Here is a 14,047-nt window from a genome sequence, read left to right as displayed (position 1 = left end):
CCTACCTCTTGGATCGCTCAGGCCAATGACATATGCTCAGACCAATGACTTAGACGGGTAGCACGATCCCTTGGCGCAAACACAACCCAGCTCCCGCCGTTGCCCGTGCGAATGAAGGGCGAAGTAAGGAACGGTCGCTAGGACGAGCGTTTTGTTCCCGTGACACGGCGGGCGTCGTAGACGCCATCAATCTTGCGGATAGCCGCCAGAACTGCGCCAAGGTGCGATGGATCCGCCATCTCAAACGTGAACGTGTTCAACGCAACGCGGTCGCGGTTTGTCGAGACATTCGCGCCCAAAATATTGACGTGGTAGTCGGCGAGAGCTTTGACGACGTCGCTGAGCAAACGGTTGCGATCAAGAGCCTCGACCTCTATCTGCACCAGGAACGCAGCATCGGAAGAACCCGTCCATTGCACATCGATGTAGCGCTCTTGTTGATCGCTCAGCGCCGCGAGGTTGAGGCAGTCGGCACGGTGCACACTGACGCCGCTCCCCCGAGTCACAAAACCCTGCACCGGGTCACCCGGAACCGGCGTGCAACACTTCGCGAGCTTCACCACGACGTCGGACAAGCCGTGGACCGAAATCCCAGGATCACCACGGCGAGTGCGAATGGCAGACGTCCCCGGCCGGGTAATCTCCGTAACGTCCTCGTCAGCACCCTCGTCGCCACCAACGGCCTCGACCATCCTGGAGACAACGTCGCTGGCTTGCTCTTTGTGCTCGCCAATCGCCGCATACAACGCGTCCACGTCGTCGTAATGCATCTCCTTGGCGAGCGCAAGCAACGTGGACTTGCTCATGAGACGCTGCATAGGCAGATGCTGACGCCGGATCGCGCGCGCAAGCATGTCGCGCCCAGTCTCAATGGACTCCTCACGGCGTTCGCGCAGGAACCACTGACGAATCTTGTTTCGCGCGCGCGTCGACTGCACAAAATCGAGCCAGTCACGCTTTGGATGCGCATTCTCATCGGAGGTCGTCAGAACCTCGACAGTGTCACCGTTATCAAGAGTTGAATCCAGCGGCACGAGGCGACCGTTGACCTTCGCTCCGATGGTCTTGTGACCCACTTCCGTGTGAACCGCGTAGGCAAAGTCCACGGGAGTCGCACCCTGTGGGAGAGCCAGCAAGCGCCCACGAGGGGTGAAGACGTACACCTCGGCGCGAGAGATCTCTCCACGGAGCGAGTCGAGGAAGTCAGTGGGATCCGCGGTCTCCTGCTGCCAGTCAGCGATCTGGCGCAGCCAGCCCATGTCCGAGGCCTCAGTGCTGCGGGAGTTCTCCTTGTAGCGCCAGTGTGATGCGAGACCATATTCTGCACGGCGGTGCATCTCGCGAGTGCGGATCTGGAGCTCGACGGGCTTTCCTGAGGGCCCAATCACTGTGGTGTGGAGCGACTGATACAGGTTGAACTTGGGCATCGCGATGTAGTCCTTGAAGCGGCCAGGAACAGGCTGGTACTTCGCGTGCATCGCACCGAGGACGGCGTAGCAGTCACGGACACTGGAGACGAGGATGCGCACGCCGACCAAGTCATAGATCTCGGCAAGGTCGCGACCTCGGACGATCATCTTCTGATACACCGAGTAATAGTGCTTGGGCCGACCAGTGATCTCGCCCTTGATCTTCATCTGACGGAGCTCGACTTCGATCTCCTTGCGGATCTCGGCAAGGTGCTTTTCGCGCTCAGGTGCGCGCTCGGCGACCACATCAACGATCTCTTGATAGATCTTGGGATAGAGCGTCTTGAACGACAGATCCTCCAGTTCCCACTTGATCGCGTTGAGGCCCATGCGATGCGCGAGCGGCGCATAGATTTCGAGTGTCTCTTGCGCCTTGCGCCGCGCAGACTCCACAGGGACGTACTTCCACGTGCGGGCGTTGTGGAGCCGGTCAGCAAGCTTCAACAGCAAGACACGAATGTCCTTGGCCATCGCGACGACCATCTTGCGGACAGTCTCAGCCTGGGCGTCGTCGCCATACGTCACCTTGTCGAGCTTCGTCACGCCATCAACGAAGGCGGCAACCTCATCGCCAAAGTCTGCCCGTAACGTGTCGAGCGGGAACTCGGTGTCCTCCACCACATCGTGAAGCAGCGCCGCAGCAATGACGGTGTCGGGAAGGCCCATCTGCGCGATGATCTCCGCGACCGCCAACGGGTGCGTGATGTACGGCTCGCCGCTCTTGCGTGACTGGCCTCGGTGGGCACGTTCAGCAACGATATAGGCGCGTTCAATGAGCCCCGTCTTGCCCTTGGGGTACATCTTGCGGTACTCATCGAGCACCGGGTCAAGCGGCTGTGGGGGGCGCGGAGTTCCACGCCTGAAGAAGGCCAGTGGGCCCAACGAGGCCGTTGAGGGCCGTGCGTCCGTCATGAAGCCTCCCTACTCAGTGAGCGAAACCCCATTCTACTGGTGACTACTTGCGGCCCTTGCGCTTTGGTTGAGCGGCCTGTCCTAAGTGTTCGCCCGCCTTGAGGGCGCCCACTCGGACCTCTCCGTCATCGTTCACGACCACGTCGGATTCGCCACCTTCACGCAGGGCGAGCACCTTCTCGGTGTGCTTCTGAATCTTCGGCTCCTTGCGCCGCAATGTCACCTCGAGCGGTGTGGCGACGAAGATCGACGAATAGGTTCCTACAGCCATACCAATGAAGAGCGCGAGCGAAATGTCCTTCAGAGTTCCGGCGCCCAGGACGAACGAGCCAATGAACAAGATCGATGCCACAGGGAGCAACGCGACTACCGAGGTGTTGATAGAACGCACGAGGGTCTGGTTCACGGCAAGGTTGGCAAGTTCCGCATAGGTGTAGCGGTTCTGAGACTCGAAGTGCTGCGTGTTTTCCTTGACCTTGTCGAAAACCACCACGGTGTCATACAACGAGTAGCCCAGAATTGTCAGGAATCCGATCACCGACGCGGGTGTCACCTCGAACCCGATCAGGGCGTAGATACCGACCGTGAAGAGCAAGTCGTGGATCAAGGCGAGGATCGCAGCAATTGCCATACGCCAGGCCCGGAAATAAAGCGTAATGACCACGAAGACGAGCAACAGGAAGATCACGAGGCCCTGGAGAGCCTGCTGGCCCACCGCAGCACCCCAAGTGGGGCCGATCTGGTCAAAGCTGATGGTGTCGACAGGTACGTCGTAGCCCGCTGCAAGTTCCTCTGTCAGTTCCATTTGCTGGTCTGCGGAGATCTCGCCCAGCTGAATGCGAACGGAGTCATCGCCAAGCACCGACACACGAGGTTCTTGGTTCGGTACGACATTACCGACAGCTTCCTCAGCGGGACCAGCCTCGGGGTTCTCGATGCCAGGGATGATGTACTGCGCACCACCGGTGAAGTCGATACCGAGGTTGAGGCCCTTACCGAGCAGGATTCCAATCGCTGCGAGCATCAGCACGGCGGAGATAATGAACCAGCGCTTGCGCTGGGCCACGATGGGGTAGGTCTTTTCACCGTTGTGGAGCTTGTTGCCCCAGGTAGCAAGATTTGAGGCCATGGCTACTTCTTCTCCTCCGTCGATGCGTCAGCGTCGGGTCCGTCGGCATCAGCGCCATCAGATTCAGCCGACGTGGAGTCGTGGGTTTCCGCCGCGTCCTGAGCAAGCTCGGCGGTCGCTACGGTCGCCGTAGCGGCCTTGCGCTTGGCTGCCTTGCGTTCCGCAAGAGTGAGACCGTCGCTTGTCGCAGAACCTGCGCCCGAACCATCTGCGGCCCCGGTGCCAGTGGACTGCGACTTCACACGTCCACGGCCCTTGTACAAGGACTCGCGGCCCAGCGAACGTGGGTCGAGGCCAGACCACTTGTGACCGTTGCCAAAGAACTTGGTCTTGGCCAGCAGGATCATCACTGGGTGGGTGAACAGGAAGACGACGAGAACGTCAATCAGGGTGGTGAGACCCAACGTGAAGGCAAAGCCACGCACGCCTCCGACTGCAAGGAAGTACAGCGTTCCTGCGGCAAGGAGGCTCACGGCGTCCGATGCCAGGATGGTGCGGCGTGCGCGCCTCCATGCGTGATCAACGGCACTCGTCAGAGAGCGCCCCTCACGGAGTTCGTCGCGGATGCGTTCGAAGTAGACGATGAACGAGTCGGCCGTAATACCGATCGCGACAATCAATCCGGCAACACCTGCCAGCGACAGTCGGTAGTCGATGCCCCAGGACAGCAACGCAATCATTCCGTACGTTGCTGCGCCGGCGATGAGCAGCGATCCCACGGTGACGAGACCGAGCGCGCGGTACTGGATGACCGAGTAGATCACCACGAGTCCCAGACCGATGAGTCCGGCGATGAGGCCTTTCTGCAGTTGGTCGGCACCCAACGTCGCGGAAATCTGCTGGTTCGACTGCACCTCAAGGCTGATGGGGAGCGCACCGAACTTGAGCTGGTTCGCGAGCTGTTCCGCTGACTCCTGGGTGAAGTTGCCTGAGATCGATGCTTCGCCGCCCGGGATGCGTTCGGTGACCTGAGGGTGCGAAATCACCACTCCGTCCAGCACCACGGAGAATTGGTTGCGGGGGCTCTCGAGCGTCATCAGGCGCTGAGAGATCTCGTCAAACTTCGCTCCGCCCTCGCTCGTGAACTGGATGCGGACTTCGTAGTCACCGGTGAGCGTGCCCTGCTGCGTCATGCGGGGCCCAGAGGTTGCAGTCTCAATGTCGTTTCCGTCGAGTTCGACGGGACCCATGGCAACCTTCTGGAAGTCGGTAGCACAAGCGACGTAGCCCGTTTCGGGGTCGCCCATGCTGCGACCCGCGTAGTTGGTGCCGTCGGTGCAATCGAGCGCGGCATAGTCGCTCTGGACGTCAGCGGTGAGCCACTCGAACGACGAGGGGTCAGTCTCGCCGAAGACCGGTTCTACGGCGGAAGTAGTCTCTGGCGTCACGAGTTCGCTATCGGTCGTGACGGCCGACGGGCTAGGTGACGGGCTGGGATCAGCCGATGCGTCGGTCGCCGACGCAGTTTCAGCAGCGTCCGTTTCGGTGACGACATTCGACATCGTCGAAGCGCTGGGCTGCGGCGTCGACGAAAGGTCCACCTCAGGTTCGATCGAAGCCTCTTCCGACGGAGCCGGCGACGTGGTCGCTTCGGCCTGGGCCTCGTCTACGGTTGTGGCCCCTGGTGCGCCCGTCAGCAACACCGGCCGGAACTGAAGCTGAGCAGACTGAGCGACCAAGTCAACTGTCGACTGGTCTGGGTTACCAGGCAACGCCACAACGATGTTGTTGCCCTGGGTGGTGATCTCGGCCTCGGCGACGCCCGAGGCGTCAACACGGTTACGGATGATCTCCACAGCCTGATCAAGATCTGACTGGTCGATCTCCTGGCTAGCACCCTCGTCGAGGACGGGCGTCAAGATGATCTGACGTCCACCCGCGAGGTCGAGCGCAAGGCCCGGAGCCCATGAGGCAGTACCCCAGATCACTCCTGCGGCGAGGAGGCCATACATGGCGACAAAGATCGCCCCTAGTACGATGAGCGCTTTGCGCGCGCCCTTTGTCGCTTTTGACACAGGATTCCTTCACTCGGCAGTCGACTGCGCTCCGGAGAGCCGTGGCGAGTCTAGAGCGTCACAAGCCCTCGCGTCGAATAAGGCACCGTTGTTCACAACGTTTTGTGCCCAAATCGTTCCCTAGTCGAAGAGTCTGCCGCCGATATGCCCACCTTGAGCGGTGTCCGGCACGGGGAGTCCGAGGTGCTCCCACGCTTCGGTAGTGGCAATTCGGCCGCGCGGAGACCGACTCATCAGGCCCTCGCGCACGAGGAACGGCTCGGCCACAGTCTCAACGGTCTCTGGCTCCTCTCCCACCGACACCGCGAGAGTTGACAGCCCCACTGGGCCGCCCCCGAACCGCGTGCACAATGCCCGTAGGACTGCGCGGTCGAGCCGGTCGAGCCCAAGGTCGTCAACCTCGTACACCCGGAGCGCTTCTTGTGCAGCGGCCATGTCGCCACGGCCGGAGCCATGCACCTCGGCCCAGTCACGCACCCGTCGGAGAAGTCGGTTGGCGATACGTGGCGTTCCTCGCGAACGTCGTGCAATCTCCGCTGCAGCAGAGACATCGACCTCGAATTTCAGGAGGCGCGCCGAGCGACCCAAGATGCGCTGCAACTCCCCCGGCTCATAGAACTCCAAGTGGCCGGTGAACCCAAAACGATCGCGCAAGGGGGCCGGCAACAGTCCCGCCCGGGTCGTGGCACCGACCACCGTGAACCGCGGCAGACTCAACGGAATCGACGTGGCACCGGCGCCCTTGCCCACCACCACGTCCACTCTGAAGTCCTCCATCGCAAGATAGAGCATCTCCTCGGCAGGGCGTGCCAGGCGGTGAATCTCGTCAATGAAAAGGACATCCCCCTCGTCAAGCGACGAGAGGATCGCGGCCAAGTCCCCGGCGTGTTGGATAGCCGGGCCAGATGTGAGGCGTAGCGGCGCCCCCATCTCAGAAGCGATGATCATCGCCAATGTGGTTTTGCCGAGGCCTGGAGGGCCAGAGAGCAGGACGTGATCGGCGGTCGCTCCTCGAGCGGTTGCTGCACGAAGGACGAGCGACAGTTGATCACGGAGCGTTTGTTGCCCCACAAATTCGTCGAGGTTGCCCGGACGGAGGGCAGCTTCACTGGAACGCTCGATGGCGTCAGCGTCCGCGGAAACGAGCCGCGGGTCGAGGTCTGCGTCATCAACCACGTTGCGCTCCCATAGTCTTCAGCGCCTGCCGCAGCACTTCGGGGACATCGTCGACCTTGACGGGTCCGTCGACTACGCCGTCGACAGCCTGCGCGGCAACCTTAGCGTTCCAGCCAAGGCCCACGAGAGCCTCTTCGACCTGGTCACGCGCATCGGCGCCCTGGACGCGATGAGGCGACGCCCCGTCAGCTTCCGGAAGCGACAGCTTGCCACCCAATTCCAAGAGGAGGCGCGCTGCCACCTTGGCTCCGACGCCAGGCACCTGCTCAAGCGCCTTGCGGTCACCAGCAGCAACGGCGGACGCCAACGCATCAGGATTGTGGACGGCCAGCATTGCGAGAGCCAATTTGGGGCCCACGCCCTGAACAGATTGCAGGACTTCAAACGTGTCCCGCTCATGCTCGGTGCCGAAACCAAACAGCGTCAGTGAATCTTCACGCACCACCAGATGCGTGTGCAGGCGTGTCGTGTGGCCGTGGCGCAGTTCCGCAAGCGTGGTTGGTGTCGACAGCACCCGCATGCCGACTCCCCCGGTCTCTACTACGGCACTCGTCGCCGCGACAGAGAGAACTTCACCGCTGAGCGTTGCGATCACACCTGCTCCTTCACTCTTCGAACGTATGTACGAATACGCTACGGGAGAGCAGGCTCGTCGACGCGCAGACTCGCCCGCACTCGTCAACCCCGTTAACCGCGTCGGCGCGCGTCTCGTTCAGCCTGCGCCCACAGGCGCTGTGCTGCCGTCGTCCCCTGTGTACCCACAGGCGCTGCAGCCCCACGCCAGGCGTGGGCGATGGCAATCGCCAGAGCATCCGCGGCATCGGCCGGCTTGGGCGGAGACGCCAGCCCCAACACACGCGACACCATGTAGCCCACCTGGGCTTTCTCAGCTCGGCCGTTGCCTGACACCGCGGCCTTCACTTCAGAGGGCGTGTAAAGCGTCACCGGCAGGCCACGACGCTGAGCCAACAACATCACCACACCCGAAATCTGGGCTGTACCCATCACAGTGGACACGTTCGCTTGAGCGAACACACGCTCAAGAGCCACGGCATCGGGCCGATGCTCGTCGAGAACGGCCTCGATGGCATCGGCCAGTGTGGCGATGCGTACGGGAGTGTCGGCCGTGGTGGGAGATGTGGCGGCACTCACGTGCACAAGAGACACACGCCGAGCTCCCGCAGCATCGATCACGCCGAGACCGCACCGAGTGAGGCCGGGGTCAATACCCAGGATGCGCATGATTGCCGACCGGCGTGAGCTGCCTAGTCTTCCTGCGCCGCCTCGAACACCTCATCCGATGCGTCCATGTTCGCAAACACGTTCTGCACATCGTCAGAGTCTTCAAGCGCGTCGATCAGCCGCAGCATCTTCTTGGCTCCATCCACATCAAGTTCCACCTTGACCGAAGGAACCCACGCCGCTTCCGCGGAGTCATAGTCGATGCCTGATTCCTGCAACGCGGTACGCACAGCAACGACATCAGTGGCTTCCGACGTGATGAGGAAGACATCACCAGAATCTTCGATCTCTTCAGCACCGGCGTCGAGAGTCGCCTCCATCAACGCATCCTCGGTCACGTTTCCGTCCTTGGACACGACGACCTGGCCCTTGCGAGAGAACAGATAGGAGACTGAACCCGGGTCAGCAAGCGTGCCGTTATTACGGGTCAGCGCTGTGCGCACTTCCATGGCAGCGCGGTTGCGGTTGTCCGTCAGGCACTCAATGAGCATGGCAACGCCGTTGGGGCCATAGCCCTCATACATGATCGTCTCGTAGTCAGCCGCGCCAGCCTCGAGCCCAGAACCACGCTTGACCGCGCGGTCAATGTTGTCGTTCGGCACCGAAGACTTCTTGGCCTTCTGGACGGCGTCATACAGCGTGGGGTTTCCGGCCAGGTCGCCGCCGCCAGTGCGGGCAGCAACTTCGATGTTCTTGATCAGCTTGGCAAAAAGCTTGCCGCGCTTGGCGTCAATGACTGCCTTTTTGTGCTTGGTGGTGGCCCACTTGGAGTGACCGGACACGTGTGCTCCTCACGATGCAGGGTGCAAGACTGCCCACCAGTGTACTCAGGCGCTTGAGCCAGCCAGTCCTGCCGCGCCTACTGCCCGGCAGACGCCAGCGCGATGCGAGCCACGTACCCCAAGGAAGCAGCCAGCGCCAAGCTTGCGAGCGTTCCTACGATGAACCGCTCGGACGCTTCGGCACGGTTTGGCGACGAGGTATCCCTCAATTCCGGGTAGCGACCGAGCCCCTTCACGGCCACCACAATCGCTACCGCAGTCGGCTCGTCGAGCGCGACCGCGACCGTCACGATGATGCGCTCAAGCACCCCCACCCACAGTCCGCCAAGCAACAGTCCGGTGTTTCCTCCACTTGCGTGGTCGTCCGGTGTCCCCTCGCTTGTGGGCTCCCGGCGCGACGACGAGAGCAGATTGAGAAAAGGCGGAATGACCCACGCGCCAAGACCCGCGGAGGTCACAACAGCGAGCAGAAAGATCAGTACTGCTGTCTCCATCGTCATAGCGCACCATCCTGGCGCTCGCGGGCGGACACGTCTACCGGGCTCGCAGAATCTGTGGAGATCAGCGCAACCGCAAGCGGGCGTGCACGGCGTTCTTCATCCACGAGCGCCGCAGCTTTGCGCTGGCTTACCGCCTGAGCGCTGATGCCCAGGGCATGGGCGATCTCCTTCTGTGTGAGTTCCTGTACATCAAGATCCGCCACTTCCCACCCTGCCGAGGAACGTTTCCTCACGATCGCACCAAGGAGTTGAAGGAGAGCAGTCGCATGCTCCTCCCGCTCCATGTCCTCGCACGCCACAACTAAGGGCACGGTCTCCGCCCGTCCACGGGCGCGCTCGACGGCGCGGCGAGCGAAAACAAAAGCAGGGCCGGTACTCGCGCGAGACGTGGCGGCCAAGGGGAGATCAACGTTGCCGAGGCCAAGCCCCACGGACCACACTTCGCGGCGCATTAACGCCAAGGCGAGATCGAGGGCCGCCTCTGGATCGGTCAGCACTGCTTGGACCTCATCGCCCACAGTGCGCTCCAACGGAAGCGCGACGGCATCGGACCACCGCTTGGACCACGCCACGGACCACTCGAGGAGTTCTTCAACTCGATCTCCGCGACGCTTGCTTCCACGCTGGTCAGCTGTCACCACATACATAGAACAAGGATAGAGGCTTGATAGGGATCAATCAAGGCCTCAACCTTGATCCAGTCATATCAAGCACTCAGGCTTGACTGAGAGCCGCTAGATCAAATCCAGCAAAGCCTGATGAACCCGTATATCCGCAGAAATCTCAGGGTGAAAAGCCGTGGCAATCGCGCTAGCAAAGCGCACCGCCACGGGATGACGGTCACCGTCTGGTCCAGTAGCAGTCGCAAGCACCTCAACCCCATCATCGTGACTCTCCACCCACGGCGCCCGGATAAACGTTCCGTGCATCGAAGAACCATCGGGCTCCCACACCAGAGCCACCTCAGACGAGTCAACTTGGCGACCAAAAGCATTGCGTCGCACCGTCATAGGGATCGCACCGAGCGTTTGTTGACCGGTGATGCCGTCCACGAGATCGCGAGCCAGCATAATCATGCCTGCACACGAGCCGAGAACAGGCAGCCCTGAGCCCAGGCGTTCAAGGAGCGGCTCCCGCAGATCAAAAGCGCGCAAGAGTTTGTCTTGCGTACTTGACTCCCCACCCGGAATCACTAAGGCGTCGATAGCGCCCAACTCCGCGACTCTACGCACGGGAGTCACGTCACAACCCAGTTGCTCAAGCATGAGCGCGTGCTCGCGCACATCACCCTGAAGAGCCAAAACACCCACCTGAGTCATTCCGGTTCCACTCCCAAATCTCGTGTCACGCCGTCCCACGGCACAAAATCAGACCAGCTGCTTGCGAGGCGCGGAGGAAACACCTCATCGTCCGCCTCCACCAGATCACCCATAGTGACCCACGCGCTTGCATCAATCACGTCCTGCTCATCGACAGTCCACGCCTGCGCCACGGGAGCGTGCCGTTCAGCATCGGCCCTCTGCGCAACAAAAAACACCTCATGCTGGACATACTGACGAGAGTAGAAATCAAACAGCGCAGTCCGCCGCCAGACAGGGCCGGCCAACTCATGTTCTTCCAGAACGTAGCCCGTCTCCTCAGCCAACTCACGCACCGCTGCCGAACGTTCGCTCTCCCCCGGCTCGATTCCACCTCCGGGAGTGAACCACCAGGACCGACTGGGCTGATGCGGATCGTGTCCACGCAACATCAACAGCCGCTCACCATCGAGCAGAAGCACGCGCGCGCCGTAACGTTCAATCCTCTCGCCAGTATCGGGAGGGGGATCAGAGAACGTCACGGCGCGATCGCGCTCACACTACTGGTGCTTTACCAGCCACGCTCTGCGAGGCGGTGAGGCTCAGGCACCTCGTCGACGTTAATGCCCACCATCGCTTCACCCAAGCCACGGGAGACTTCAGCCAGGACTGAGGGGTCGTCGTAGAAGGTCGTTGCCTTAACGATGGCCTTGGCACGCGAAGCCGGGTCTCCAGACTTGAAGATGCCCGATCCAACGAACACACCCTCGGCACCCAGCTGCATCATCATTGCGGCGTCTGCAGGGGTAGCAATGCCACCGGCGGTGAAGGTCACGACAGGCAGCTTGCCGGTCTCAGCGACTTCCTGCACCAGTGGCAGCGGAGCCTGCAGCTCCTTCGCAGCAACGTAAAGCTCGTCCTTAGGGAGCGAAGTCAGGCGCGCAATCTCAGTGCGCAGAGTTCGCATATGGGTGGTCGCATTCGACACGTCGCCGGTTCCGGCCTCGCCCTTCGAACGGATCATCGCTGCACCCTCAGAGATACGGCGCAGAGCCTCACCAAGGTTGGTAGCACCGCAGACGAAGGGCACAGTGAATTGCCACTTGTCGATGTGGTGGGCGTAGTCCGCAGGCGTCAGTACCTCGGACTCGTCGATGTAATCCACGCCCAGACTCTGAAGGATCTGCGCCTCAACAAAGTGACCGATGCGCGCCTTAGCCATCACGGGGATCGACACGGCGTCAATGATGCCCGAGACCAGATCTGGGTCCGACATACGAGCCACGCCACCCTGGGAACGGATGTCAGCAGGCACGCGCTCAAGCGCCATCACTGCAACAGCACCCGCGTCCTCGGCAATCTTTGCCTGCTCCGGAGTAACGACGTCCATGATGACGCCACCCTTGAGCATCTCGGCCATGCCGCGCTTCACCAGGTCAGTTCCGACCTGGGGGGTGGTGGCGGTGTCGTTGTCGCTCATAAATCACGAATCCTTTGTGTCATGGGGATGGAACTCTGCTTCCATTCTAATCGCGTCTCGATATGTCTCTTCGACTCGAGGCGCTACTTGCTTCCAGTCAAACGTCACTGCACGACGTTGTCCACGTGCGGCGAGCTCTGCGCGTGCCTTCGGGTCATTCAGGAGAACGTTGACACGGGCCGCTAGTTCGACTGAATCACCAACGGTATGGAGCGCCGCACCCACTTCTCCATCCGAATCCGTTGCCACATCCCGGAAAGCCACAAGGTCGGAAGCGACCACGGCCGCGCCGGCCGCCATCGCCTCCACCAACACGATGCCGAAGGACTCGCCCCCAAGATTGGGCGCGCAGTAAACATCGACGGAGCTCATGTAGCGGGCCTTCATGCCCTCATCAAGTTCACCCACAACTTCCGCTCCTGCGCGGGCTGCCTTCGCGGCAATGCGGTCAGAAAACCGTCCGGCAACGAGAAAGCGGGCGTTGGGATGAGACTTGCGCACAAACGGAATCGCCGCGAGGTATTCGTCCAGGCCCTTACGCGTCTCGTCCATACGGCCAAGAATGCCGATGGTCGGAGCCTCTGCAGTCCCCTGCCACTCCCGCTTGGGCTTGGCCTGGACATACTCGTCGGTGTCGACACCATTGGGGATGATGTGGGTAGCCGCGACACGCAGGTGCCGCTTGATAGTGCGATCCGCCGAAGGCGATACCGCAATGCGCGCATCGAGTTCCTCGTAGCCAGGCTTAATGAAGGGCTTTGCGTTGCGCATGATCCGGGAATGCTCATTTGAGGTGTGGAACGTCGCCACAGTAGGTCCTAGTCGTGCCCACATCGCTATGACCGACAATGACAACGTGCCCGGCTCGTGAAGGTGAACAACGTCAAAATCGCCACGTTTCAACCAGCGACGCACGCGTGCAGCCGCAAACATCCCAAATTTGATGCGAGCAACAGATCCGTTGTAGCGAACGGGGATCGAACGACCGGCTGTGGTCACATAGTCAGGGACCTCAGTCTCCGGTGCCGCTGGGGCAAGCACAGAGACGGTGTGACCGCGCTCTTGCAGAGCCTCAGCAAGGTCCATCACGTGGAGTTGCACACCACCAGGGCGGTCCAGGCTGTAGGGACAAACGATGCCGATCTTCATTCAACCCACCCAAATCTCTGCAGCATGTGCCAGTCCTCCGGATGCTCCGCGATCCGATCCGCGAGTGCGCTAGCCCAAGCTTGTGACATGAGGGCCACACGATGCTCGCGTGGATAGTCTCCCGGGTGCAGCGGAGTTCCAAAGGACAACACCACGCCCCACTTTGAGCCTGCACGCTTGCGGCGCTCACCGGTGAGCTGTTCGTAATGAACCATCACTGGCACCAAAGGAATCTTCGCCACGGATGAAAGAGCAGCTGGCCCGGGAGCCACCTTCACCTTGCGACCCCACATCTCGACTTCAACGCCTGACCCCGAAAGGTCGCGGTCAGCGAGAAGACAAATCAATGTGCGCCTGGACTGGGCAATGGAGATGAGTTTGCGAAACGTGGTTGACCCCTCGTGACCCAGAACCTCAATGCCAATACCCTCACGCAAGGCGACAAATTCGTCGAAGACCTCCTGCGGCTTCAGGATCTCTGCCACTGCCGTCACCGGGATGATATTGCGCGAGGCATACGCCCCCACAAGATCCCAGTTGCCGGAGTGCGACAAGGCCGCAACAACGCCTTTATCCTTATCGGTCGCTCGGAGGATGGACTCGACCTGCTCGTAACCTTCAAGCCGTACGCGCGCGTCGATCACTGTGGCCGACATTCGTCCGAGAGTCAGGGCCTCGGCGTAGTAACGCGCGACAGACTCGAGGCCAGCACGGCTCTTGGCACGCAACGCATCACCAGACAGGCCCGTGACCTTCGCAAGGTTGTCCTCGTAGCGCTCGACTACGCGGCCGCCTCGACGCCAGACGATGCGAGAACCGGTGGTCGCCAGCCCCTGCACTGCACGTTGCGGTAGCCACCGCGACACCCGCCACGCCATCATGAAGGCATTCACGA

The 14,047-nt window shown here is 61.3% G+C and carries 14 protein-coding genes; all 14 read right to left on the bottom strand.

Annotated features, from left to right (window positions below; translation table 11 throughout):
• Positions 1 to 137: 137 nt before the first annotated feature.
• The 14 genes from AOP79_RS11240 to AOP79_RS11175 all read right to left on the bottom strand — a co-directional run bounded on the left by AOP79_RS11240 (position 138) and on the right by AOP79_RS11175 (position 14,045).
• A complete protein-coding gene (locus AOP79_RS11240; RefSeq protein ID WP_082093586.1) occupies positions 138 to 2,381 on the bottom strand; it encodes a RelA/SpoT family protein in 2,244 nt (747 codons plus the stop codon).
• Positions 2,382 to 2,424: 43 nt separating this feature from the next.
• Positions 2,425 to 3,510: a protein translocase subunit SecF gene (secF, locus tag AOP79_RS11235; RefSeq protein ID WP_062073618.1), complete on the bottom strand. Its 1,086-nt coding sequence runs from the start codon at positions 3,508 to 3,510 to the stop codon at positions 2,425 to 2,427.
• 2 nt (positions 3,511 to 3,512) lie between these two features.
• Positions 3,513 to 5,525 carry a protein translocase subunit SecD gene (secD, locus tag AOP79_RS11230; RefSeq protein ID WP_152648109.1) on the bottom strand — a complete coding sequence of 671 codons (2,013 nt, stop codon included), beginning with the start codon at positions 5,523 to 5,525 and terminating at the stop codon, positions 3,513 to 3,515.
• Positions 5,526 to 5,645: 120 nt separating this feature from the next.
• Positions 5,646 to 6,701 carry a Holliday junction branch migration DNA helicase RuvB gene (ruvB, locus tag AOP79_RS11225; RefSeq protein WP_062073617.1) on the bottom strand — a complete coding sequence of 352 codons (1,056 nt, stop codon included), beginning with the start codon at positions 6,699 to 6,701 and terminating at the stop codon, positions 5,646 to 5,648.
• The gene (gene ruvA / locus AOP79_RS11220; RefSeq protein ID WP_062073615.1) at positions 6,694 to 7,296 is read right to left on the bottom strand and encodes a Holliday junction branch migration protein RuvA; all 603 of its coding nucleotides are present in this window, start codon (positions 7,294 to 7,296) and stop codon (positions 6,694 to 6,696) included. The genes ruvB and ruvA overlap by 8 nt, the downstream gene beginning before the upstream one ends.
• A 92-nt stretch (positions 7,297 to 7,388) precedes the next feature.
• Entirely contained in the window at positions 7,389 to 7,943 is a 555-nt protein-coding gene (gene ruvC / locus AOP79_RS11215; protein WP_062073613.1) for a crossover junction endodeoxyribonuclease RuvC, read from the bottom strand.
• A gap of 23 nt (positions 7,944 to 7,966) precedes the next feature.
• Entirely contained in the window at positions 7,967 to 8,725 is a 759-nt protein-coding gene (locus AOP79_RS11210; protein ID WP_062073611.1) for a YebC/PmpR family DNA-binding transcriptional regulator, read from the bottom strand.
• 77 nt (positions 8,726 to 8,802) lie between these two features.
• Positions 8,803 to 9,225, bottom strand: coding sequence for a hypothetical protein (locus AOP79_RS11205; protein WP_152648108.1), 423 nt, complete (start codon positions 9,223 to 9,225; stop codon positions 8,803 to 8,805).
• The gene (locus tag AOP79_RS11200) at positions 9,222 to 9,872 is read right to left on the bottom strand and encodes a sigma factor-like helix-turn-helix DNA-binding protein (RefSeq protein WP_062073607.1); all 651 of its coding nucleotides are present in this window, start codon (positions 9,870 to 9,872) and stop codon (positions 9,222 to 9,224) included. The genes AOP79_RS11205 and AOP79_RS11200 overlap by 4 nt, the downstream gene beginning before the upstream one ends.
• An 87-nt stretch (positions 9,873 to 9,959) precedes the next feature.
• Positions 9,960 to 10,544, bottom strand: coding sequence for a pyridoxal 5'-phosphate synthase glutaminase subunit PdxT (gene pdxT, locus AOP79_RS11195; RefSeq protein WP_062073605.1), 585 nt, complete (start codon positions 10,542 to 10,544; stop codon positions 9,960 to 9,962).
• A complete protein-coding gene (locus tag AOP79_RS11190) occupies positions 10,541 to 11,005 on the bottom strand; it encodes an NUDIX hydrolase (RefSeq protein ID WP_152648107.1) in 465 nt (154 codons plus the stop codon). Before AOP79_RS11190 ends, pdxT begins: the two co-directional genes overlap by 4 nt.
• 89 nt (positions 11,006 to 11,094) lie before the next feature.
• Entirely contained in the window at positions 11,095 to 12,003 is a 909-nt protein-coding gene (gene pdxS, locus AOP79_RS11185) for a pyridoxal 5'-phosphate synthase lyase subunit PdxS (RefSeq protein WP_062073602.1), read from the bottom strand.
• 3 nt (positions 12,004 to 12,006) lie between these two features.
• Positions 12,007 to 13,152 carry a glycosyltransferase family 4 protein gene (locus tag AOP79_RS11180; RefSeq protein WP_082093585.1) on the bottom strand — a complete coding sequence of 382 codons (1,146 nt, stop codon included), beginning with the start codon at positions 13,150 to 13,152 and terminating at the stop codon, positions 12,007 to 12,009.
• Positions 13,149 to 14,045 carry a phosphatidylinositol mannoside acyltransferase gene (locus tag AOP79_RS11175; RefSeq protein ID WP_062073600.1) on the bottom strand — a complete coding sequence of 299 codons (897 nt, stop codon included), beginning with the start codon at positions 14,043 to 14,045 and terminating at the stop codon, positions 13,149 to 13,151. Before AOP79_RS11175 ends, AOP79_RS11180 begins: the two co-directional genes overlap by 4 nt.
• Positions 14,046 to 14,047: the final 2 nt, after the last annotated feature.

Origin of the sequence: Demequina sediminicola, assembly GCF_000975055.1 — a bacterium.
Lineage (GTDB): Bacteria > Actinomycetota > Actinomycetes > Actinomycetales > Demequinaceae > Demequina > Demequina sediminicola.
The sequence above is the reverse complement of the archived record's forward strand: the minus strand, read 5'-3'. Positions and strand labels throughout refer to the sequence as shown.